Annotated in this window: 19 protein-coding genes; 11 read left to right on the top strand and 8 right to left on the bottom strand. The window is 70.4% G+C overall.

Features of this window, described 5'->3' with window-relative positions; all coding sequences use genetic code 11:
* Positions 1 to 220: 220 nt before the first annotated feature.
* The 4 genes from MZC64_RS43705 to MZC64_RS43720 form a co-directional block, all read right to left on the bottom strand.
* Entirely contained in the window at positions 221 to 1,348 is a 1,128-nt protein-coding gene (locus MZC64_RS43705) for an acyltransferase (protein WP_308301138.1), read from the bottom strand.
* Between the two features lie 148 nt (positions 1,349 to 1,496).
* On the bottom strand, positions 1,497 to 2,378 hold the full coding sequence (locus MZC64_RS43710; protein WP_247765413.1) for a sigma-70 family RNA polymerase sigma factor: 882 nt from the start codon (positions 2,376 to 2,378) through the stop codon (positions 1,497 to 1,499).
* A gap of 180 nt (positions 2,379 to 2,558) precedes the next feature.
* Positions 2,559 to 2,993, bottom strand: coding sequence for a cupin domain-containing protein (locus tag MZC64_RS43715; RefSeq protein WP_247765414.1), 435 nt, complete (start codon positions 2,991 to 2,993; stop codon positions 2,559 to 2,561).
* 122 nt (positions 2,994 to 3,115) lie between these two features.
* A complete protein-coding gene (locus tag MZC64_RS43720; RefSeq protein ID WP_247765415.1) occupies positions 3,116 to 3,583 on the bottom strand; it encodes an Rrf2 family transcriptional regulator in 468 nt (155 codons plus the stop codon).
* 258 nt (positions 3,584 to 3,841) lie between these two features.
* Between MZC64_RS43720 and MZC64_RS43725 the strand changes: the two genes are divergently transcribed.
* The 5 genes from MZC64_RS43725 (at position 3,842) to MZC64_RS43745 (ending at position 10,302) form a co-directional block, all read left to right on the top strand.
* Positions 3,842 to 4,582 carry an SDR family oxidoreductase gene (locus MZC64_RS43725; protein WP_247765416.1) on the top strand — a complete coding sequence of 247 codons (741 nt, stop codon included), beginning with the start codon at positions 3,842 to 3,844 and terminating at the stop codon, positions 4,580 to 4,582.
* Between the two features lie 62 nt (positions 4,583 to 4,644).
* Entirely contained in the window at positions 4,645 to 6,378 is a 1,734-nt protein-coding gene (locus MZC64_RS43730; protein ID WP_247765417.1) for an L-aspartate oxidase, read from the top strand.
* Positions 6,379 to 6,548: 170 nt separating this feature from the next.
* Positions 6,549 to 8,462, top strand: coding sequence for an FAD-dependent oxidoreductase (locus MZC64_RS43735; RefSeq protein ID WP_247797791.1), 1,914 nt, complete (start codon positions 6,549 to 6,551; stop codon positions 8,460 to 8,462).
* A 70-nt stretch (positions 8,463 to 8,532) separates the two neighbouring features.
* On the top strand, positions 8,533 to 9,450 hold the full coding sequence (locus MZC64_RS43740) for a zinc-binding dehydrogenase (protein WP_247765419.1): 918 nt from the start codon (positions 8,533 to 8,535) through the stop codon (positions 9,448 to 9,450).
* Between the two features lie 147 nt (positions 9,451 to 9,597).
* Positions 9,598 to 10,302: an alpha/beta fold hydrolase gene (locus tag MZC64_RS43745; protein WP_247765420.1), complete on the top strand. Its 705-nt coding sequence runs from the start codon at positions 9,598 to 9,600 to the stop codon at positions 10,300 to 10,302.
* 19 nt (positions 10,303 to 10,321) lie between these two features.
* Here the strand turns inward: MZC64_RS43745 and MZC64_RS43750 are convergent, their stop codons facing one another.
* Entirely contained in the window at positions 10,322 to 10,807 is a 486-nt protein-coding gene (locus tag MZC64_RS43750) for a MarR family transcriptional regulator (RefSeq protein WP_247765421.1), read from the bottom strand.
* Between the two features lie 78 nt (positions 10,808 to 10,885).
* Between MZC64_RS43750 and MZC64_RS43755 the strand changes: the two genes are divergently transcribed.
* From MZC64_RS43755 to MZC64_RS43765, 3 genes are all read left to right on the top strand, one after another.
* Positions 10,886 to 12,016, top strand: a complete 1,131-nt coding sequence (locus MZC64_RS43755) for an NAD(P)/FAD-dependent oxidoreductase (protein ID WP_247765422.1) — start codon at positions 10,886 to 10,888, stop codon at positions 12,014 to 12,016.
* Positions 12,009 to 12,854 (top strand): VC0807 family protein, encoded by an 846-nt coding sequence (locus MZC64_RS43760; RefSeq protein ID WP_247765423.1) that lies wholly within the window; start codon positions 12,009 to 12,011, stop codon positions 12,852 to 12,854. Before MZC64_RS43755 ends, MZC64_RS43760 begins: the two co-directional genes overlap by 8 nt.
* 74 nt (positions 12,855 to 12,928) lie before the next feature.
* Positions 12,929 to 13,390, top strand: a complete 462-nt coding sequence (locus MZC64_RS43765) for a cupin domain-containing protein (RefSeq protein ID WP_247765424.1) — start codon at positions 12,929 to 12,931, stop codon at positions 13,388 to 13,390.
* A gap of 42 nt (positions 13,391 to 13,432) precedes the next feature.
* On the opposite strand, the gene MZC64_RS43770 is transcribed toward MZC64_RS43765, so the two are convergent.
* Positions 13,433 to 16,123, bottom strand: a complete 2,691-nt coding sequence (locus MZC64_RS43770; RefSeq protein WP_247765425.1) for an AAA family ATPase — start codon at positions 16,121 to 16,123, stop codon at positions 13,433 to 13,435.
* A 175-nt stretch (positions 16,124 to 16,298) separates the two neighbouring features.
* Between MZC64_RS43770 and MZC64_RS43775 the strand changes: the two genes are divergently transcribed.
* Both MZC64_RS43775 and MZC64_RS43780 read left to right on the top strand, forming a co-directional pair.
* Positions 16,299 to 16,841, top strand: a complete 543-nt coding sequence (locus MZC64_RS43775) for a YciI family protein (protein WP_247765497.1) — start codon at positions 16,299 to 16,301, stop codon at positions 16,839 to 16,841.
* A 158-nt stretch (positions 16,842 to 16,999) separates the two neighbouring features.
* A complete protein-coding gene (locus MZC64_RS43780) occupies positions 17,000 to 18,034 on the top strand; it encodes an alpha/beta fold hydrolase (RefSeq protein WP_247765426.1) in 1,035 nt (344 codons plus the stop codon).
* Between the two features lie 47 nt (positions 18,035 to 18,081).
* On the opposite strand, the gene MZC64_RS43785 is transcribed toward MZC64_RS43780, so the two are convergent.
* On the bottom strand, positions 18,082 to 19,200 hold the full coding sequence (locus MZC64_RS43785; RefSeq protein ID WP_247765427.1) for a hypothetical protein: 1,119 nt from the start codon (positions 19,198 to 19,200) through the stop codon (positions 18,082 to 18,084).
* Positions 19,201 to 19,380: 180 nt separating this feature from the next.
* On the opposite strand from MZC64_RS43785, the gene MZC64_RS43790 reads away from it, so the two are divergent.
* The gene (locus tag MZC64_RS43790) at positions 19,381 to 19,644 is read left to right on the top strand and encodes a DUF1876 domain-containing protein (RefSeq protein WP_185005634.1); all 264 of its coding nucleotides are present in this window, start codon (positions 19,381 to 19,383) and stop codon (positions 19,642 to 19,644) included.
* A gap of 7 nt (positions 19,645 to 19,651) precedes the next feature.
* On the opposite strand, the gene MZC64_RS43795 is transcribed toward MZC64_RS43790, so the two are convergent.
* On the bottom strand, positions 19,652 to 20,197 hold the full coding sequence (locus MZC64_RS43795) for a GNAT family N-acetyltransferase (protein ID WP_247765428.1): 546 nt from the start codon (positions 20,195 to 20,197) through the stop codon (positions 19,652 to 19,654).
* Positions 20,198 to 20,216 lie beyond the last annotated feature (19 nt).

Below are 20,216 nucleotides of genomic sequence, written 5' to 3' on the forward strand. Positions count from 1 at the left end.
AGTGGTCCCACTTGTACGCCACCCGGACTCGTGACCCTGGCTGGTGAGGGTGTTGGCAGCCGAGCGCGGCCACCAAACAATCATGAGTGGTTGTGTGGACAACTCAGGATCAGCTGGTGGCCGCGGGCGGTGTGGGATGCCGATGCGGTGCGGGATGCCGCGGTGGTCTGGTCCAGGTCCAGGATCGTCCGCTGGCCGAGCGTGACGGCGCGAACCGACCTCACCGGGTCCGAGCAGCGGCCACTCCCGGCCGGCTGAATCGCCGCATGATCGGCCGCTCCCAGCCCACGTAGAGCAACGCGGCCACGCCCAGCGCCAGCACAAAACACCCCACCAGCACCAGCACCCCGAGCCCGACCGAGCCCGGCCCGGCGAACTGCTGCACGGTGTAGGTCACCGTGCCCAGGATCATCGCGTGCGTCAGGTAGAACGCGTAGGTGGTGTCGCCCAGGAACACCAAGGTCCGCCCCCGCAACGGCGAGAACGATCCCTCCACGTCCGCCCTGGCCAGCGCGGTGGTCAGCAAGGCCAGCGGAATGGTCCACATCGCCACCTGGGTGAACACCGGCGGCAACCACAGACTCGGCACGTAACAGGCCACCAGCACCGCGGTGGAGGCGCCCAGGCCGATCCGCGGCGCCAGGCCCAGCAACAACATTCGCGCGCACAGCATGCCGAGCAGGAACTCCAGCGCCCGGGTGGGCGGGAAGTGGGTGGAGAACCACAGCTCGTACAACCCGATCTCGGTGCTCGCGATCGGCTTCGGCCCGACCGGGATGACGAAGTGCGAGAGGATCGGAATGAGGATCGTCACCGCGATCACGCCACCCAGCCAGCGCCCCAGGTTGCCCGGCCGGATCCGGCAGATCCAGTGGTGCAGCAACGGGAACAGGGCGTAGAAGAGCAGCTCGCAGGACAGTGTCCAGCTGACCGCGTTCATGCTGGTCATCAGCTGGTAGTTCGGCCACCAGCCGTGCAGCAGCAACAGATTGGGCAGCCACAGCCAGAGCGCGGGCAGCCCGGCCAGCAACGCGGTCACCCCGAACAACAGCACGTGATTGGGGTAGATCTTGAAGAACCGCCTGCGCCAGAACCGTTTCAGCGAGTCACCCGGCGGCGCCACGTAGGTGAGCACGAACCCGCTGAGGATGAAGAAGAAGGACACCCCCACCGAACCCAGGTTGATCGCCACCGCCCGGTACCCCGCCAGCACCGCCTCATCGGCCAGCACGTTCACGAAGATCCCGTGCGTGGCGAAGACCAGCACCGCGGCCACGAACCGCATTCCGGTCAGCGAAGGCAACCGGGTGTGTTGCGCCGCCATCACCTGGGCCGGGCTCGCGGGCACAGCGCCCAAGGGACACCTCCGGTGAGTACGAGCGACTGGGCGCCACCGTACTCAGCGGTGCTGGCGGTGGACTTGGCGCGCGCCTGCACCTCCGGGCCCTGGGGTGCAGAACCAGTGCAGGAGCGGGGCCACCGGTTCCTTGCCCGGGTTACGCCCCGTACCCGGTGAGCTTGCCGGGGTTGAGCATCCAGTAGATCTCGTGGATGCCCTCGGCCGAGGCCGCCACCGTGATCATCGCGAACGTCTCGCCGTCCCGCCGCAGCACCGCCGCGGTGTGCCCGTTGGCGGCAGCCCACTCGACCTGCACCCCGACCCAGAACCGGGTGTGGAACGCGCGCACGAACTTGGCCACGATGGGCGCGGTGCGCACCGGGATGCGGGCGGCGCGGGCCACCCCGCCGCCGTCGGAGTAGCTGACCACGTCGGCGGCGAAAAGTTCTTCCAGGGCAAGCAGATCGCCTTCGCGGGCGGCGGCCACGAAAGCGGTGAGCAGGCGGCGTTGTTCGGGTGCGCTGGCGGGGGTGCGCCGTTGTTCGGCCAGCTGGCGGCGGGCCCGGCTGACCAGTTGGCGGGCCGAGGTCTCGGTGGCCTGGATGATCTCGGCGATCAGCGGGTAGGGATAGCCGAATGCCTCGCGCAGCACGTAGGCGGCCCGCTGGGTGGGGGTGAGTTTCTCCAGCAGCAGCAGGACGGCGAGTTCCAGGGCGGAGTCCGCTTCGGCGCCCAGTTGCGGGTCGGCGGTGGTGTCGATGGGCTCGGGCAGCCACTGGCCGGGGTAGTACTCGTGCCGGGTCTTGGCGCTGCGGCCGGCGTTGATGGCCAGCCGGGTGGTGGCGGTGGCCAGGTAGGCGGCGGGGTACTGCACGGCCGCGCGGTCGCAGGTCTGCCAGCGCAGCCAGACCTCCTGCACCAGATCTTCGGCGTCCTGGGCACTGCCCAGCATGCGATAGGCGATGCCGAACAACCGCGGGCGCACCTCTGCGAAGACGGCGGACGCCTGGTCGAGGTCCGCGTTCGCGGTCTCCGACATGGCTGCGATGTCCTCCCGCTCACCTGCGCGCGGCACCTGCGTGATCCACAACACCACTCACCTCGATCCTACTCGCGGAGCCTTGTTGATCATTGCCTCGATGGGGTGATGCCGGGGGCACGGAACCGGAAGGCGCGCACCCACGGGTGGTCCCGCGTCCCCGGCATCAGCTGGGGGAAATCAGGGCCGGGGCGCGCGGAGATGCTTGCGCTGGGCCAGTTCCTCGGGGCTGACCAGGGTGAGGATGGGCCGGCCCGGCGCGCAGAACAGGGTCACCGCGAACACGGCCTCGGTATCCGGCAGGTTGTTGGCGCCGCGGTAATGGATCACGTCGCCGCCGGGCTCCCAGAACGCCTCGCCCGCCTTGATCACCCGCTCCGGCTCGCCCTCCAGCTCGAAGATGATCTCGCCCTGGACCACGTAGCCATAGGCGGGGCCGGCGTGGCGGTGCGGGGGAGCGCCGGGGCTGCCCGGGGGCAGGGTGATCCGCAGGGCCATCGCCTCGGCGCCCGCCGGGATCGGCGGCGGACCGGGCACGGTGCCGATGACCTCGATCACCGGTTGCGGGCCGGACGTGCCGGGGTTGGGCAATGTGTGTCCGTGTTCGGTGTTCATCGTTATTCCACCTCGGTTTTTGGGCATGGCAAAGGACATCGGGTGCTGTGATAGCGCTTTCCGGCAGCTGCTCAGAGCAGGCCGGAAAAGTAGTTGGCGCGAGTGTGTCCTTTGTGGACGGATCAGTCCAAAGCGGACCGGACGATGCGGCGGACCGCGGGCTCCTCGTCCAGCTCGGCCTGGATGTCGGCCAGGGTCTGGCTCGCCAGCGCCTCGTGCCAGGCCCGCTCAGCCCGGCGCATGGCCGATTTCACCTGACACGGTCCGGTCGGCCGGGGACTCAGCTCGCCGATCCGGCCACCGCAGCGGATCTCCTCGCAGCGGAAGAGCGGCTCCTCGCCCTCGATGGCCAGCACCACATCGAGCAGGGTGATCTCCTCGACCGGCTTGGCCAGGCTGAACCCGCCGTGCGGACCCGATGAGGAGAGCAGCAGTCCGGCCTTGACCAGCAGCTGGAGCTGCTTGTTCAGGTAGGCGGGCGGCAGACCGTGGGCGCGGGCGAGCTGCGGGGTGCCCAGCGCCCCGGATTCGGCCATGTTCAAGTTGAGCAGCGTGTGCACTGCCCACTCGACGCCCTTGCCCATTCTCATCTCGCCCACAGTGTAGGTCCGGGATCACCACGGCGTGGCCTCCACCCATGGCCCGGCCAGCCCGTCGCCGGGCATCGACACCCTCCGCATGTTCGCTCCCCTCACTTGCCGGATCTAACCTGGACATTAAATATCCAGGTTAGTGAAAGTCAAGCACCCCGACCTGTCACAACCAGGCGGGCCGCGCTGTCTTGGCTGGTAGAGCGCGAAGAACGGAGCGTTCCGGAACCGCCGGGACGCGATCGAGAAGGAGTCACCATGAAGGTCGTCGTGATCGGCGGAACCGGTCTGATCGGGTCCACCGTCGTTGCCCGGCTGGCGGAACACGGCCACGACCCGGTCGCCGCCGCGCCCAACACCGGGGTCAACACCATCACCGGCGCGGGCCTTCGGGAGGTCCTGGCCGGCGCGGACGTGGTGGTCGACGTCTCGAACTCGCCCTCCTTCGCCGACGATGACGTGCTCGCCTTCTTCCGCACCGCCACCACCAACCTGATCGACGCGGCCAAGGACGCCGGGGTCGGGCACTACGTGGCACTGTCCGTGGTCGGCGCCGAGCGCACCCCCGACTCCGGCTACATGCGGGCGAAAGTGGCCCAGGAGAAGCTGATCCGCGACTCCGGGCTGCCCTACTCGCTGGTGCACGCCACCCAGTTCTTCGAGTTCGCCGCGGGCATCGCGGACTCCGCGACCGTCGACGGCGTGGTCACCCTGCCCGACGGCGGCGTGCAGCCGGTGGCCGCGGCCGAGGTCTCCGCCGCGGTGGCCCGGACCTCGGTCGGCGCGCCACTGAACGGCGTGGTGGAGATCGGCGGCCCCGAGGTCTTCGGCATGGACGGCTGGATCCGCACCGTGCTCGCCGCCCGCGAGGACGACCGCAAGGTGCTCACCGACCCGAACGCCCGCTACTTCGGCACTCTGCTGGAGGAGAAGACCCTGCTGCCCGCCGAGGGTTCGCTGCTCGGGCAGACCACGCTGTCGGACTGGCTGGCCAAGTGAGTAGTCCCCGCGCGGGCGGTCGCCGCCCGCGCGGGTCCGCCGCTTTCTGAACGGAGAACCGCATGAGCCACCCCGCCGAGATCCAGCTGGCCACCTCCGTGCTCGTCATCGGCACCGGTGGCGCCGGGCTGCGGGCCGCGATCGAACTGGCCGAACGCGGCATCGACGTGCTCGTGCTCGGCAAACGCGCCAAGGCCGACGCGCACACCACCCTGGCCGCCGGTGGGATCAATGCCGCACTGTCCACAATGGATGCCGAGGACAGCTGGCAGCAGCACGCCGCGGACACCATCAAGGAGAGCTACCTGCTCGCGCATCCGGAGACGGTGCGCATCGTCACCGAGCACGCCGCCCGCGGCATCGAGGACCTGGAACGCTGGGGCATGCCCTTTGCCCGCGAGGCCGACGGCCGGATCTCGCAACGGTTCTTCGGCGCGCACACCCACCGGCGCACCGCCTTCGCCGGTGACTACACCGGTCTGGAGATCCAGCGCACCCTGGTCAACCGGGCCGCCCAGCTGGACATCCCGGTGCTGGACCGGTGTTACGTGACCAGGATCCTGGTGCGGGACAACGTGGTCTTCGGCGCCTACGGCTTCGACCAGGAAACCGGCGCCCGCTACCTCATCCACGCCGACGCGGTGGTGCTGGCCGCGGGCGGGCACACCCGGATCTGGCGCCGCACCTCCTCCCGCCGCGATGAGAACACCGGCGATTCCTTCCGGCTGGCCGTGCTGGCCGGTGGCCGCATCCGCGATCCCGAACTGGTCCAGTTCCACCCCTCCGGCCTGATCGAACCCGAATCCGCGGCGGGCACCCTGGTCTCCGAGGCCGCCCGCGGCGAGGGCGGCATCCTGCGCAACGCCCTCGGCGAACGGTTCATGGAGCGCTACGACCCGGTGCGCCGCGAACTGTCCACAAGGGACAGAGTCGCGCTGGCCGCCTACACCGAGATCAAGGAAGGCCGCGGCACACCCCATGGCGGGGTGTGGCTGGACGTCTCGCACCTGCCGCGCGAGACGATCATGCGCAGGCTGCCACGGGTGTACCAGACCCTGCTCGAACTCCAGATGCTCGACATCACCAGGACTCCCATCGAGATCGCGCCCACCGCGCACTACTCGATGGGCGGGGTGTGGGTCCGCCCGGAGGACCACGGCACCGGCGTGGAGGGCCTCTACGCCATCGGCGAGGCGGCCAGCGGCCTGCACGGCGCCAACCGGCTCGGCGGCAACTCGCTGATCGAACTCCTGGTCTACGGCCGGATCGTGGGGGAGCACGCGGCCAAGTACTCGGCCAACCTGGGCGCGCAACAACGCTGCGCCCTCGCCCTGGCCGAAGCCCGCGGCGAGGTGGACGAGCTGCTGGCCGCCGACGGCCCGGAGAACATCCGTGCCCTGCAACGCGGACTGCGCGACATCATGACCGAACACGCCGGCGTGGTCCGCGACGAGCTGGGCCTGGTCGAGGGCCTGATCCGGCTCGGTGAGATCGAGGCCAGCACCCGGGACCTGGGCGTGCACCCCGACCTGGCTGGCTACCAGGACCTCGCACACGCCTTCGACCTCAAAGCCTCCCTGCTGGCCGCCCGCGCCACCCTGGAAGCCGCACTGGAACGCCGGGAGACCCGCGGCTGCCACAACCGTTCGGACTTCCCGGCCCTCGATCCGACCCAGCGGGTGAACCTGGTCTGGTCGGGCCCAGGGAAGATCACCCGAGAGCCGATCCCGCCGGTGCCCGCGGAGATCGCCGCGCTCATGCGAGAGGTCAGCAGCGAGGGCAAACTGGTCGAGTGAGCCGAGTCGCTCAGGGCACCAGCAGGACCCGGACCAGTGTCCTAATGGCCCAACCGCCAGACACGAATCGGGGATATCCGGACCCAGGTCACTAGTCAGATAATCTGTCGATGTCTGAAAATACGGGGAATGGCCGACCTCAGTCAGATGGTGCGGAATCTTTACCCAGTGTGCTGGTGGTGGGGGCCGGGATCGCCGGGCTGACCGCCGCGCAATCGTTACACGAATTAGGTTACCCAGTTACCATCCTGGAGGCACGCGACCGTGTCGGCGGCCGGATCTGGACCGACCAGGACGGTGTTGACCTGGGTGCACACTGGATTCACGGCACCGAAGGGAACCCGATCACCGAGCTGGTGGAAAAGCTGGGCATCCCGTACAGCTATATCGGCGGCGACAGCTCCTACACCGGCGGATTCGACAATCTCGACCTGTACGGCGCCGACCAGAGCCGAGCCAATCACAGCCGGAAAAGCCACACCCTAGAACTGGCCGACGGCGTGCTGCACGACCTGGAACAACGCGCCGAAACCGCGCGCAAAAAAGACCACCTCGATCTCCCACTAGGCGAAGCCATTGCACAAATCCTGGCCGAACGGCAACTCACGCCCGAGGATGAACAGGCGGTCCGCTTCCACCTCAACGTGATCCTGCGCGAGGACGTGGCCGAGGACCCCGGGAAACTCTCCTTCAAATTCTGGGAGGACGGCTACCTGGTCTACGGCTACGGCGACAGCATCCTGCACGCGGGCTACCAGTCGGTGGTCACCGCACTCGCCGAGGGACTCGACGTCCGGCTGGGCCACATCGTGCGCCGGATCAGCGCGGGGGAGGGCGCCGGGCCGGTGCGAGTCAGCACCGACCAAGGCGAGTTCACCGCGGACAAGGTGCTGGTCACCCTGCCGCTGGGGGTGCTCAAGGCCGCGTCGGTGACCTTCGACCCGCCGCTGCCCGAGGTCAAGCAGTCGGCCATCGCCCGGCTCGGCTTCGGCACCCTGAACAAGATCGCCCTGCATTTCAGCGAAGCGTTCTGGCCGCAGGAGCAGTACGTCTTCGGTTACCTGTGCCGCGATACCGATCGGTACCCGACTGTCGTCATCAGCATGTGGAAATCGCACGGCAAACCCATTCTGGTGCTCCTGCTCGGCGCCTCCCTCGGCCGCGAACTGGAGACCTGGTCCGATGAGCAGGTCGCCGACTACGGCGCCACCATCGTCCGGGACATCTTCGGCGCCACCGCACCCGCGCCCGAACACGTCTCGCGCACCGGCTGGTCCAGCGACCCCTTTGCCAGGGGCGCCTACACCTGCGTCGGCGTCAACGCCTCGCCCAAGGACATGGGCACGCTCGCCGAACCGGTCGGCGACCAATTGTTCTTCGCCGGTGAGGGCACCAATGCCTATCACTGGGGCTGCGTGCACAGCGCGTACGAATCCGGCCGCCGCGAAGCCGCCCGGATCAGCGGGGATTCCAGTCTGTACGCGCCGCCGAGCACCGGCACCTCCCGTCGGCAGGCCCGCGATATCGACCGCATGAAACGGTTCGCCCGCATGCGGATGACCCACATCACCGACCGCGAACTCCAGGACCGGGTGACCTGCCTGCGCACCAGCGTCGACCCGTTCGGCGTGCACCTGTTCGAAGCGCTGGTCGACGCCGAAGTGGAAACCCTCGCCTCGATGTTCGACGAGATCCCCTTTGTCGCGGGCGATGCCATCTGCCGCGAAGACGATGAGGCACACGGCGTGTACCTGGTCGCCAGCGGCGAGGTCGAGGTCGATTTCGGCGGCATCTACGAACGCGCGGTCCTGGGGCGCGGCGCGCTGCTCGGCCATTACGACCTGTTCTTCAACGCCCGCACTACCTCGGTCACCGCGGTCAGCGAGCACGTGGTGATGTTCTACCTCGACCACTACCGCTACCAGATCTTCCTCTACGCCTTCCCGGACGTGCTGATGCTGATGATGTCCGACCTGGTCACCCGGTGGGAGCAACTGGAAAGCGCGCTCGGCTCGTCCACCCTCGCCGGGGTGAAACGCGAATCCGGAGTCCGCCCGATCGCACCGGCGCCCGACGCCTCCTAGCCGCGACGCCGCCCCGGCCCGCGCACAATCCACCAGGGCCGGGGCAACGTTCCGGGCTAGGGTCCGCATCATGCTCGCGTTGACCGTTGCGCCCGGTGCCCCACACGTCGCGCTGACCACGGTCGCGGACCCCACCCCATTGCCGGACCAGGCGCTCGTCCGGGTCAGGGCGTTCTCGCTCAATCGCGGCGAGGTCCTCGGCCTGCCCAACCGTCCGGTAGGTTCGGTCACGGGCTGGGACGCGGCCGGCGTGGTGGAGCGGGCCGCCGCGGACGGCAGCGGGCCGGCGGCGGGAACCCGGGTGGTCGGTCTGGTCCGGGTCGGCGCCTGGGCCGAACTCGCGGCGATCCCCACCAACAGACTGACAGCGATCCCGGACGGTGTGTCCTACGCCCAGGCGTCCACCCTGCCCACCGCGGGCGTGACCGCGTTGCGGGCGCTGGAGATCGGCGGCCTGCTGCTGGCCAAGCGAGTGCTGATCACGGGCGCGACCGGGGGAGTCGGCCGGCTGGCGGTACAACTGGCGAGCCTCAGTGGCGCACACGTCACCGCGCTCGTCCGGGATCTCGCCGCGGAGCCGTTGCTCCGGCGTCTGGGCGCGAGCGCGGTGGTGGACGCCCTGACCGAGGACTTCGAGTTGATCGTGGAAGGCGTCGGCGGCGCCACGCTCGGCACGGCCATCGAGCACCTGGCCAAACGCGGCATCCTGGTCAACATCGCGACCCTGGACCCCGCGGAGTCCGTCAGTTTCCGGATGTCCCGCTTCACCCGCTCGCCCGGCGCGCGGATCCACACCTTCACCAGCTTCGACGAGACCGCCGCCCACGACAGCGGAACCAGCGACCTCATCCGTCTCTGCACCCTGGTCGCGGACGGCAGGCTCGACTGCCAGATCGAACTCGAACACTCCTGGCACGCCATCGCCGAGGCGATCGACGCCCTGCTCAGCCGCCGGGTCGGCGGCAAGGTCGTCCTGCACATCGACTAACCACGCTGGTCGGGGCCAGGCCCGGCGGGCCGCCACCCTAAAGAAAGAACAGTCGTTCTGCAAGGTTGGTCTTGTCACCTTGCCTGACTCCCGCCTGCTCTCTAATCTTCGAGAAGACAGAACGTTCGTTCTTTGCGAGGAGTGGTCATGAGCGACAACAAGCCCACGGTGGTCCTGGTGCACGGCGCCTTCGCCGACTCGTCCAGCTGGAACGGTGTGGTCCCGAGGCTGCGGGAGCAGGGCTTCCCGGTGCTGGCGGTGGCGAACCCGTTGCGCGGCGTGGCATCCGACGCGGCCTACGTCGCCGACGTGGTCAACAGCGTCCCCGGTCCGGTGGTGCTGGTCGGGCACTCCTACGGCGGCGTGCTGATCAGCCGTGCGGCCAGCGAGACCCCGAACGTGCAAGCCCTGGTCTATATCGCCGCGTTCCAGCCGGATGAGGGCGAGAGCGTGTTCGATCTCTCCGGCCGCTTCGCCGGCGGCAAGCTCGGCCCGGACACCACCAACGTGCTTGTGCACCAGGGCGTCGCGGAGCTGTCGATCAAGCCGGCCGACTTCGCCGAGGTCTTCGCCGGTGACGTCGACCCGGCCGCTGCCGCGGTCCTGGCGGTCACCCAGCGCCCAGTCGCCGAGCAGGCATTGGCGGCGGCTTTCGATGGCGCCCCCGGCTGGCGCAAACTGCCGTCCTGGGCGCTGATCGCCAATGGTGACCACGCGATCCCGGCCGCCGCGCAGGAGTTCATGGCCGACCGGGCCGGTTCCACGGTGCGCCGGATCGACGCCTCGCACGCGGTCGCGGTGTCGCAGCCGGATGCGGTCGCGGACCTCATCGTGGCCGCCGCCTCCGCCTGAGAGCAGCTGCTGCCTGAGATCAATCCGCCGGGCTCACGGAGTCGTTGATTCGCCGGGTGTTCGCCCGCAACGCCTCGGTGGTCCGGCGGGTCCAGTCCAGGATCGCGCGCAGCTCGGTCTGGTCGTAGTGGCCGGCGATCTCGGTCATGTCCGCGGCGAACGGGCCGAAGGCCATCGCCAGCAGCGCGTCCATCCGCTCGTTCGGCAGCAGCCGCACCACGACCTTGCGGCGATCGTGCGGATCGGCGACGCGCTCCACGTACCCGGCCTTGCTCAGTCGGTCGAGCATGCGGGTGATCGCCCCGGTGGTGAGGCCGGTGTGCTCGCCGATGGCCCCCGCCGTCACTGGACCGAGTCGTTTGAGCAGGTCAAGGCACTTGCGTTCGACCGCGCTGAGTCCCAGCAACCGCCCGACGGACTCGTGGAAGACCACGATCGCGGTGGCGAAGTCGCGGCCGAGTAGCTGGGCGGCGGTGGCCGGATCGACGGGGTCGGCTTGCGTCACCCGCTCAACATACCTTACCGTGGCATTCTCTTAGTCAAGTGAAATAATGACGCGTGCAGAGAATGTGCGGGGTGTGCGATGCGAGTCGTCGTGGTGGGGGCCGGGCTTGGTGGGCTGGCGGTGGCCAACGGGTTGCGGCGCAAGGGTCTTGACGTGGTGGTGCTGGAAGCGCGGCCCCGCCTCGACGACACCGAGCAGGGCTACCGCATCAACATCAACGCGACCGGACACGCAGCCCTGCACGCGTGCCTACCGACCGTCCGGTTGGCGGACTACCACCGCATCCTGCATCGTCAGCGCGATCCGGCGGTCTATCTGTTTGACCCCGACCTGCGGCTGCTGTCCCGGAACGAGCTGCCATCGGTGCCCGGCGCGGTTGACCGGGGCGCGTTGCGACGGGTGCTGGCCGAGGGGGTGGCGGACCGGATCACCTTCGGCAGGGAGGTCACCTCACTGTCTGAGACCGGTCCGGCTGATCTGGTGGTGGCCGCGGACGGGGTCGGGTCCGCGCTGCGGCGGGAACTGTTGCCGCACAACGGACCCGAACCACTCGGCTGGACGGCGATCTTCGGCCGCAGCCCGCTGGATTGCACGGGTGAGCAGGGCTTGCCTGCCGCGAGTCGCGCGGAACCGACTGTCACGCACGGAGGCCGTCTGGCCGAGGTCATCCGGCACAGTCGCTTCTGTGGAGTGGTCGACCATTCCACCGTTCTCGCCCTGTGCGCCTACAATCCACCGTCCCCACCAGCACGCGGCCCCTACCTGATGTGGGTCCTGATGGCTCCCACCGAGGAACTTCCCCTCCCTGGCGCCGGCCCCGCCGACCTGCTTCGCTTCGCCTTGCGCCGCACCGCGAACTGGGGCCGGCACGCCACCTCGGCCCTGCGCGCGGCGATCGTCACCGACACCTTCCGGACCCCGCTGCGCGCGATGCCCACGATCCCGGATCTGCCGCCCAGCAACGGAATCCCGGTCGCCTTCCTCGGCGACGCCATTCACGCGATGTCGCCGGCCGGTGGCGAGGGCGCGAACACCGCGCTCGCCGACGCCGCCCTGCTGGTGTCCCACCTGGACCGGACCACCGACCTCGCCTCGGCGGTCGCGGCCTACCACCGGGACATGCGCGTCACCGCGGGCGCCGCGCTCGACCGCTCCGCTGGATTCGCGGTGCGGGCCCAGCACATCGCCACGGAGGTCTCCCATGTCTGAGATCAGCGCGGGCCGCAAGGCCGCCCAGCTCGGCCTGCTGATCGGGAATCTCGCGGTGGATCTGTTGCTGCCGACGGTGGTGTTGCTCGCGCTCGCACCGACCGGCATGCCCGCCGCGGTGCGGCTGGCCATCGGCGGCACTCTGTTGAGCGGCAAGGCGATCGGGGGTCGGCTGGAGTCCGGCGAGTTCCGCTGGCGGCTTGCGCTGGTCGCGGCACTGGTGCCCTCGGTGGTGATCCTCGGCTGTTACCTGGGTGGCTTTGGCGATGTTCTGAGCATGGTGCTTGGCGCTGTCCTTTCCGGACTGATCGTGCTCGCGGATCTGGTGCGAGGCAAGGCTCGTGCGCGATCTGGGCCCCGGGTCGACGTGTTCGCGGTGCTCGTCTTGGTGGAGGTGGCGGCGGGGGTGGTGCTTACTTCGATCAGTGGCGACGCGCGTTTTGTGCTGGCCCGGATGTCCATGTACCTGGCCATCGGCGGCATCGTGGTCCTGGCGACCACCTGGACTGATCGGCCGCTGATGCGTACCGTGCTCAAACCTGTTGCGAGCCAAGGTGATCCGTCCCGCGCGGAGGCGTTCGAGCGGACCTGGCTGCGGTCCGGCCGGTTCCGGGCGTTGTATCGGGCGATGACCGCGGGGCTGGGTGTGGTGCTGATCGCGGACGCGGTGCTGCGGATCGTGATCATCTACAGCCAGTCCGCCGACGCGGTGGTGGAGTCCTCGCTCACCTCGCAGTCGCCGCTGATCATCCTGCTCGGGCTGTGGTTCGTGGCGGGGCGGGGCTTCGCGGTGCCCAGGGCCAGGCGGCTGCTGGAGGCGGAACTGACCAGGGGCTGAACTTCCTGACAACAAATCGTCCACAACCGTTGGCAACACTGGTCGCAGTACCCCTCCGCACCCGAGGAAGTCCTATGTTGCAACGCCGTCACGTCCTGCGCGCCTCCGTGGCCGCCCTCACCGTGGTGCTGGCCGCCGCCTGTGCCCTGGGCACCGCCACCAGCGACCCGATTCCGTCCAGCAGCAGCACTTCCGCCCCGATCGGGGCCGGGCCCACCGACGGCGTGACCCGGGCCGAACTCCAGCGCTTCCCGGCCCCGGCCAAGGGCTGGGAGATCGTGCAGACGCTGGTGGAGATCCCCGAGGGCAAGGAATCCGGCAGGCATTCCCATCCCGGACCGGAGATCGGCTACATCATCCAGGGCGAGGTCTCGATCGAGTTCGACGACCGGCCCGCACTGCGCCTGCACTCCGGCGATCCGTTCACCATCCCGCCGAACGTGGTGCACAACGCCCGCAACGTGGGCAAGGTGCGCACCAAGATGCTGTCCAGCTACGTGATCGAAGAGGGAAAACCGTTGGTGCACATGCACTGACCGCCCGCGGCCGGACCCGTCACACGACGCGGTCCGGCCGGCTCAGGCCGGACTGGGCTGCAGGGCCGCGCCGAGTTCGGTGCGTGAGGTGATGCCGAGTTTGGGGAAAATCCGGTGCAGGTGCGTGCTCACCGTCCGGTGTGACAGGTACAGCCGCTCGCCGATCTCCCGGTTGGTCAGCCCGTCCGCGGCCAGGCGGGCGATGTTCAGCTCGTGCGCGGTCAGCTCGTGGTAGGCGTCCTCGCGGGGTTCCGGACTGGCCTCGCCGGTGGCACGCAGGTCCCGGCGGGCGCGTTCGCTCCAGCCGGGCATGCCCAGCGCGTCGAAGGTTTCCCGGGCCGCGCGCAGGTACGGGCGGGAATCGGCCGGGCGGCGCTGGCGGCGCAACCATTCCCCGAAGGCGAGCTGGAGCCGGCCGCGTTCCAACGGCCACCGGGTCAGATCCGCTTCCAGCGCGGTCCGGAACAGGCTTTCCGCCCGGTCGTCGGCGGCGAGTACGGCCCTGGCGTAGCGCAGGCCGATGGTCAGCGCAGGCGAGGACGTGGACAGCGCGGCCGACTCCAGCTCGGCCACGATCTTGCGCACCTCATCGGCCTGATCACAGCGCAGGCCCGCCTCGGCCAGCTCCGGCAACAGGTAGCAGCGCAGCGCGAGCTGATAGGCGGGATCGGCCGGATCGTGCACCCGGCGCAGTGCGAGGAAGGCGTCCAGGTACCGTCCAGCGCCGAGCGCGGCAATGCCCCTGGCCAGTTGCACCTTGGCCAGCACCGGCCGGGCCGCGGCCGCCAGTCCGACCTGTTCCGCTTCCGCGGCAAGGGTTTCCGCCTGCTCGTACTCCCCGCGCAGCGCGCAGATCTCCGCCTGCACCGCGCGGGCCAGGCCGTACATGTAGGGCTGCCTGGTTTCCCTGGCCAGCTGGGCGGCCTCCTCAGCGGCGGGCGCGGCGGTGAGCAGATCGCCTAGCCGCACACAGCTCCACGCCTGCACCGCCAGCGCCCTGGCGACCAGGGCGAGTTTGCCCTCGGCCCGCAGACCCGGTTGCGCCGCGGCGGAGAACCGCGCGGACTCGGTCAGCGCGCCCACCTGCAGGGCCGCGCTGCTCAGGTACCGGTAGGTCACCGGATCGCCGCCGACCTCGGCCGCCAGCTCCCGCAGGCGCGCGACCACCACATCGCCGCGTTCGATCGGGGCCACGTAGGCGGTGATCGCCACCAGCCGCGGATCCCGTGCCGGGAGCGGCAGCCGGTCGGCCACGCCGATGATCCGTTCCCGGACCGCACTGCCCGGCTCGACCCAGAAACACCGCATCGCGGTGCCCCAGAAGATCCGCATCGCCAGGTCGAGTTCGCCGGCGGCCAGCACCTGCTCGACCAGGGTGAGCAGTTCGCCGGGGCCGGCCGCGCCCTCGCTGACCCCGTCGTCGAAGGCACTGGGCAGCCAGGCGGCCAGGGCGCGTTGCCGGGCGGTCAGCGGTAGCGCGCGGACCTCGGCCAGTACCCGGTCCACGATGTCCCGGCGGCCGGAGTCCACCGCGAGTTCGGCCGCCCGCAACAGCCGCCGCACCCGGTCCGCCTGGTCTTCACTCAGCTGCGCGGCGCGTTCCAGCGCGCTGATCGCGGCCGCCACCCCGCCGCGGCCCTGGGCGCGGTCCGCGGTCGTTTCCAGGTCGGCGGCCACCTGTTCGTCCGGGCCCAGGGTGGCCGCGGCCCGGTGCCAGGCCCGCCGGTCCGGCTGGCCGGAGAGGACCTCGGCCAGCGCCCGGTGCGCGGCCTGCCGCTGGCCGAGATCGGCGGTCTGGGCGATGGCCGAGCGGACCAGTGGATGGCGGAACTCGACCACGCCGGTGTCCAGGGTGATCAGCCCGGCCGCGACGGCGGGCCGCAGCACCGCCACGCCCGCCTCGGTCTGGAGTCGGGCCGCGGTCAGGATCTCGGCCAGTGCGCCGTGCTCGTGCAGGGCCGCGATCAGCAGGCAGTCCCGGGTGGCGATGGGCAGGGCGTCCGCGCGGGCGGCGAAGGCCCGTTCCAGCCGCGGGGTCAGCGGCAGCGGGCTGGTTTCCGTTGCGGTGGCAGGGAGTTCGGTGAGGGCCAGTGGGTTGCCCTCGGCCTGGTCGAGCACGCGGGCGCGGGCCGGTGCGGGCAGGTCGGGGGCGACACGGTCGAGTAGTTCGGCGGCGGCCTCGGCCGATAGCCGGTCGAGGGCGAGTTCGGGCAGGCCCGCGCTGGTGAGCGCGGACGGCTCGCCGGCGCGGCGGGTGGCGATCAGCACCGCGGGTTCGGCGCACAGCCGCCGGGCCACGAAGGTCAGCACCTCCTGACTGGCCTGGTCCAGCCACTGCACGTCGTCCAGCAGCACGGCCAGGGGTGCGGTCTCGGCCAGCAGGTTCACCACCGCCAGCCCGACCAGGGACACCTCCGGCGCGGGGCCGTCGGCCAGGCCCAGCGCGGTGCCGAGCGCGGCCCGCTGACCTGCGGGAAGCCCGCTCAGCCCGGCGCGGACGGGGTAGAGCATCTGGTGCAGCCCGGCGAAGGGCACCTGCTGTTCGGACTGCACCCCGTTCGCGGCCAGCACCCGCACCCCTGCACTCGCGCAGTGCGTCCTGACCTCGGCCAGCAGCGCGGATTTGCCTGCGCCGGGCGCGCCGGAGAGCAGCAGGGCCCCACCGCTGTGCTGGATGTCCTCGATCAATCCGGCCAGGTGTTCGAGTTCTGCTTGCCGTCCGATCAGGGACAACGCGGCTCCTCCTCGCGACAGACTGGCCCTGCCGGCGGCAGGCTGTCCCCAGTATTGACCCAAACACCGGGTGACGTGCGGATTCCGGGCGCCGACCGACCGTTCGGTAAGGAGACCGCAAGATTTACTTGACAGCCGGGGACACGGTCAGCGCGTGATCGACAAGACTGGGCGGATGGAGTTCCTCTGCTACCACCGCGACCGGCCCGGCTCGATGCCGTTGCGGATGGAGCTGCTGGCGGCGCACTGGTCCTATATGGACCGCTTCGCCGAGCAGATGATCGCCCGCGGCCCGACCCTGGACGGCGACATCGCCACCGGCAGCCTGCACATCCTCGATCTGCCTGATCCGGCCACCGCCCGCGCGTTCGCCTTCGACGAGCCCGGCTACCAGGCCGGGGCGTACCGGGATGTGCTGCTGCGCCGGTGGCAGAACCGGCTGGGGCGCACGATGTGGGAGTTCCCTGGCGGCCGCACCGGCGGCGACCGCTACCTGGTGCTCGGCTTCGGCCAGGGCGAGCCTGCCGACCTCGCCGTGCCGGAGCAGGCCGGGCTGATCGCCTACGGCCCGCTGCTCTCCGATGACGGCGCCGGCTGGCTGGGCACGGCGGCACTGCTGGTGGCCGCGGACCCGGCCGCGGCGCGGGCCGTGCTGACCCCGGACCGGTACGCCGCCATCGAGACCCACCGCTGGCAGTTCGGCGGCCGACCCTCCTGACCAGCAGCGGCACCGGATGACGTACCCGGACAGCGTCATCCGACGGGCGCGCGCACCACCCCGGCCCACCTAGGTTCGGCGCCGTGCCCGAGGCCCGGATCCGCTGCCCAGGCTCGTACTGACCCGGGGCACAACCGTTGCGAGGAAAGGTGATCACCATGTCCGGCGAGCCCACCGGGATCTCCCGGCGTAACGCGATCCGCGCCGCGGACGCCGGTGCGCTGCTGTTCGGATTGGCCAGTGCCCCAACGGCTTCGGCCGCCCCGCGCCGACACACCCCGGTCGGCCCGGGTTCGGTGTCCCAGGCGCCGAACCTGCCGCGTGGCTTCGGCAAGACGTTCACCAGCCACTACATCGACACCGGCGACCTGCGTCAGCACGTGGTCATCGGCGGTCAGGGCCCGCCGCTGCTCCTGCTGCACGGCTGGCCGCAGACCTGGTACACCTGGCGCCTGCTGATGCCCGCGCTGGCCAAGGATTTCCAGGTGATCGCGGTCGACCAGCGCGGCTGCGGCCTGACCGGCAAACCCCGCACCGGCTACGACACCGGCACCCTGGCCGCCGACCTGGTCGCGCTGATGAGCAAGCTCGGCCACCAGCGTTTCGCGCTGGTCGGCCACGACACCGGCATGCCGATCAGCTACGCGCTGGCCGCCGACCACCCCGACCGGCTGGACCGCCTGGCCGTGGCCGAAGCCATCATCCCCGGCCTGACCCCGTCGCCACCGCTGCTGGGCAGCTCGAAGGCGAACGAACGCCTGTGGCACTTCGGTTTCAACCGCCTGGGCGCCGAGGTGAACGAAAGCCTGGTCCAGGGCCGCGAGCAGGTCTACTTCGGCGCCAAGTTCGCCGCCTCGGCCCACCGCCCACTGCCCGAACACGCGGTCCGGCACTACATCGACACCCTGGCCCGGGACCGCGAGGCGTTGCGCGGCAGCTTCGAGTGGTACCGCGCGCTGGACACCACCATCGCGCAGAACGAACAACGCAAGGCCCGGCGACTGACCCTGCCAGCGCTGGCGATCGGCGGCGGAGAGAGCGCGGGGGAGGGGATCGCGAACACGATGCGACTGGCCGCGGATGACGTGCACAGCGTGGTGATCCCGCGGTGCGGGCACTGGATCACCGAGGAGGCCCCGGCGGAGGTGCTGGCCGCGCTGACCACGTTCCTGGCGCCCTGCCGCGGGAACTGAGTGGTCGCGACTGACCACTGTGGACAATCCTGGAAAGTCCACAGTGGTCAGTCGCGGAGGGCGGCGACCGCGGCGGCGGTGTACCGGTCGCCGAAGCGGGTCAGTGGCGCGTAAGCGGCCGCGCGGCGGTGCCGGATCTGGCGCAGTTCGGCCACCGCGTTGGCCGATCCGTCGGGATGCTGGGCGATCGAGTGCCGGAGATAGACCATCGAGTAGGCCAGGGTGGCGTGCCGTTCGGCGTCGATCAGATCGGCCTCCAGGAGTTCGTCCCTGGCGGTGGCGAGGCGGGGTGCGCGGGCGTGCAGCTCGTCGTAGGGCTCGGGCAGTTCGGCGAGCAGTTCCCGCACGGCCGCCCGGAAGAACTTGTAGCCGCGGTGCATGCGTCCGCTCAACGGCCGGGGCTCCGCGGGCGGGGCCATGGTCGGCCGCACCACCCGCTGGTAGTGCTCGGCGGGCATCGCGCAGGCGTGCGCCATCGCCGCCGGGAACCCGCGCACCTGCGTCACCGCCCGCCGCAACGCCCCGACCGCCGCGGCCGGCTCCTCCCGTCGCAAGTGTCTGGCAGCCTCGAACACCGCGGTCGCGGCACCCACGTTGAACAGCACGTGCACCTGGTGCCCGATGATCCACCGCGCACTCCACTCGCCATGCGGATCCGCCTGCCGCACCGGATCCGGCGCCGGGAGGTGCTGCTCGTGCGCCGGCGCGGCTCCCGGTGCGGGCGTGGCGAGCAGGTCGAGCAGGGCCTGGCGCATCCCGGCCAGCTCCAGCGCCAGGTCCGAACCGGACACCGGGGCCGCCGCGAGATCGGCCAGCCCACGCAACACCACCAGAACCCCGTGCAGCGCAGCCTGTTCCGCGGGCAGCACGGTCTCCCGCACCCGGAAGTAGGACTCGCTGGGCGAGTGCGTCGGCAACGCCTCGCCGGGCAGGTGGGTCACCCGCCCGGACACCGCGGCGACCAGGTCCGCGGTCGCGGCCATGGCCCGGCGGATCCCGTTGCCGCGCAAGGGTTCTGGCGCGTGCGTGGCCACCTCGGCGAGTGCGGTGGCGGCGAGCTGGGCGTGATCGTGCACCCCGGTGGCGAACCGGGGTGGCGCGGCGGGCGTGGTGGGGTCCCGGAAGACGGCGACGGGCGGGCGGCGGTCCGCTGACGAGCTGTCCATCCACCCAGTGTTGAGCCTGTTGACGGCCCGGCACTGCCGCCGATCAGGGAAAACCGGCCGCCCAGGCGGCGGAACCACCCGGTCGTGGCTCCGCACCCCGGTTGCCGGGGCCGCCGGACGGCGAGACGATGGGCAGTCCGCGACCGAACACGCGCGTGCAGCGCGAACGAGGTGAGCACGATGGAAAACCGTTGGATGATCGAACTGCGGTTCGACGAGGACGGCACCCGCACCATGGCCACCGCCACCCTCACCGGCTCCGGCGCCCCGGACGTGCGCGGCCACGGCTACGCCCGCCGCAACCCCGCCGACACCCCGGACGCCTGCGTTGGCGAGGAGATCGCCGCGGCCAGGGCGTTGTCGAACCTGTCGCATGAACTGGTGGACGCGGCGGCCCGGCGGATCGAGGAACGCACCCACAGCCCGGCCCGGCTGAGCGTGTAGGAGCAGGTCAGGACGGCTGCCATTCGCTCGCCAGCAGCGACCACACCTCCACGTCCTGCCGGATGCCGCGGTGCGGGAATGACTGGCGCAGCACGCCTTCCCTGGTGAAGCCCAGGCGCTGGGCGGTGGCGATGCTGCGCGTGTTGTCCGGCACGGTGCGCCACTCCACCCTGGACATGCCGCGCACCCGAATCGCCCAGTCCAGCATGGCGCCGACCGCCTTGGTCACCAGCCCTTGTCCGACTGCCTCCGGCGCCAGCCAGACCCCGACCTCGCACACCCCGGTCCGGCTGTCCCACACCCGGAACAGGGTGCCGCCGAGAAGTTTTCCGTCCAGCCAGATGCCCAGGATGCGGCCGTTGCCCTTGGCCTGTTCGTCGGCGTAGCGCTGTAGGAACATGGCGGCGGTCTCGGTGTCGACCACGGTCAGCGCCCAGGGCAGCCAGGGGGAGAGGTGTTCCCTGGCGTTGTGCACGTGGGTGGCGAACTCGTTGGCGTGCCAGGGTTCCAGGGCGGCGAGTTCGGCGTTGTCGGTCAGGGTTCGGGTCAGCATGAGTCCCCGTTTCGGTACA

The organism is Crossiella sp. S99.2 (genome assembly GCF_023094165.1).
Classification (GTDB): Bacteria; Actinomycetota; Actinomycetes; order Mycobacteriales; family Pseudonocardiaceae; genus Crossiella.

Excerpts from the sequence above, each read along its gene's own strand:
- MZC64_RS43775 (WP_247765497.1), top strand. The coding sequence starts at position 16,299 with ATGGAGTTCCTCTGCTACCACCGCGACCGGCCCGGCTCGATGCCGTTG.
- MZC64_RS43760 (WP_247765423.1), top strand. The coding sequence starts at position 12,009 with ATGTCTGAGATCAGCGCGGGCCGCAAGGCCGCCCAGCTCGGCCTGCTG.
- MZC64_RS43765 (WP_247765424.1), top strand. The coding sequence starts at position 12,929 with ATGTTGCAACGCCGTCACGTCCTGCGCGCCTCCGTGGCCGCCCTCACC.
- MZC64_RS43720 (WP_247765415.1), bottom strand. The coding sequence starts at position 3,583 with ATGAGAATGGGCAAGGGCGTCGAGTGGGCAGTGCACACGCTGCTCAAC.
- MZC64_RS43715 (WP_247765414.1), bottom strand. The coding sequence starts at position 2,993 with ATGAACACCGAACACGGACACACATTGCCCAACCCCGGCACGTCCGGC.
- MZC64_RS43785 (WP_247765427.1), bottom strand. The coding sequence starts at position 19,200 with ATGGACAGCTCGTCAGCGGACCGCCGCCCGCCCGTCGCCGTCTTCCGG.
- MZC64_RS43725 (WP_247765416.1), top strand. The coding sequence starts at position 3,842 with ATGAAGGTCGTCGTGATCGGCGGAACCGGTCTGATCGGGTCCACCGTC.
- MZC64_RS43795 (WP_247765428.1), bottom strand. The coding sequence starts at position 20,197 with ATGCTGACCCGAACCCTGACCGACAACGCCGAACTCGCCGCCCTGGAA.
- MZC64_RS43790 (WP_185005634.1), top strand. The coding sequence starts at position 19,381 with ATGGAAAACCGTTGGATGATCGAACTGCGGTTCGACGAGGACGGCACC.
- MZC64_RS43780 (WP_247765426.1), top strand. The coding sequence starts at position 17,000 with ATGTCCGGCGAGCCCACCGGGATCTCCCGGCGTAACGCGATCCGCGCC.
- MZC64_RS43755 (WP_247765422.1), top strand. The coding sequence starts at position 10,886 with ATGCGAGTCGTCGTGGTGGGGGCCGGGCTTGGTGGGCTGGCGGTGGCC.
- MZC64_RS43710 (WP_247765413.1), bottom strand. The coding sequence starts at position 2,378 with ATGTCGGAGACCGCGAACGCGGACCTCGACCAGGCGTCCGCCGTCTTC.
- MZC64_RS43730 (WP_247765417.1), top strand. The coding sequence starts at position 4,645 with ATGAGCCACCCCGCCGAGATCCAGCTGGCCACCTCCGTGCTCGTCATC.
- MZC64_RS43740 (WP_247765419.1), top strand. The coding sequence starts at position 8,533 with ATGCTCGCGTTGACCGTTGCGCCCGGTGCCCCACACGTCGCGCTGACC.
- MZC64_RS43745 (WP_247765420.1), top strand. The coding sequence starts at position 9,598 with ATGAGCGACAACAAGCCCACGGTGGTCCTGGTGCACGGCGCCTTCGCC.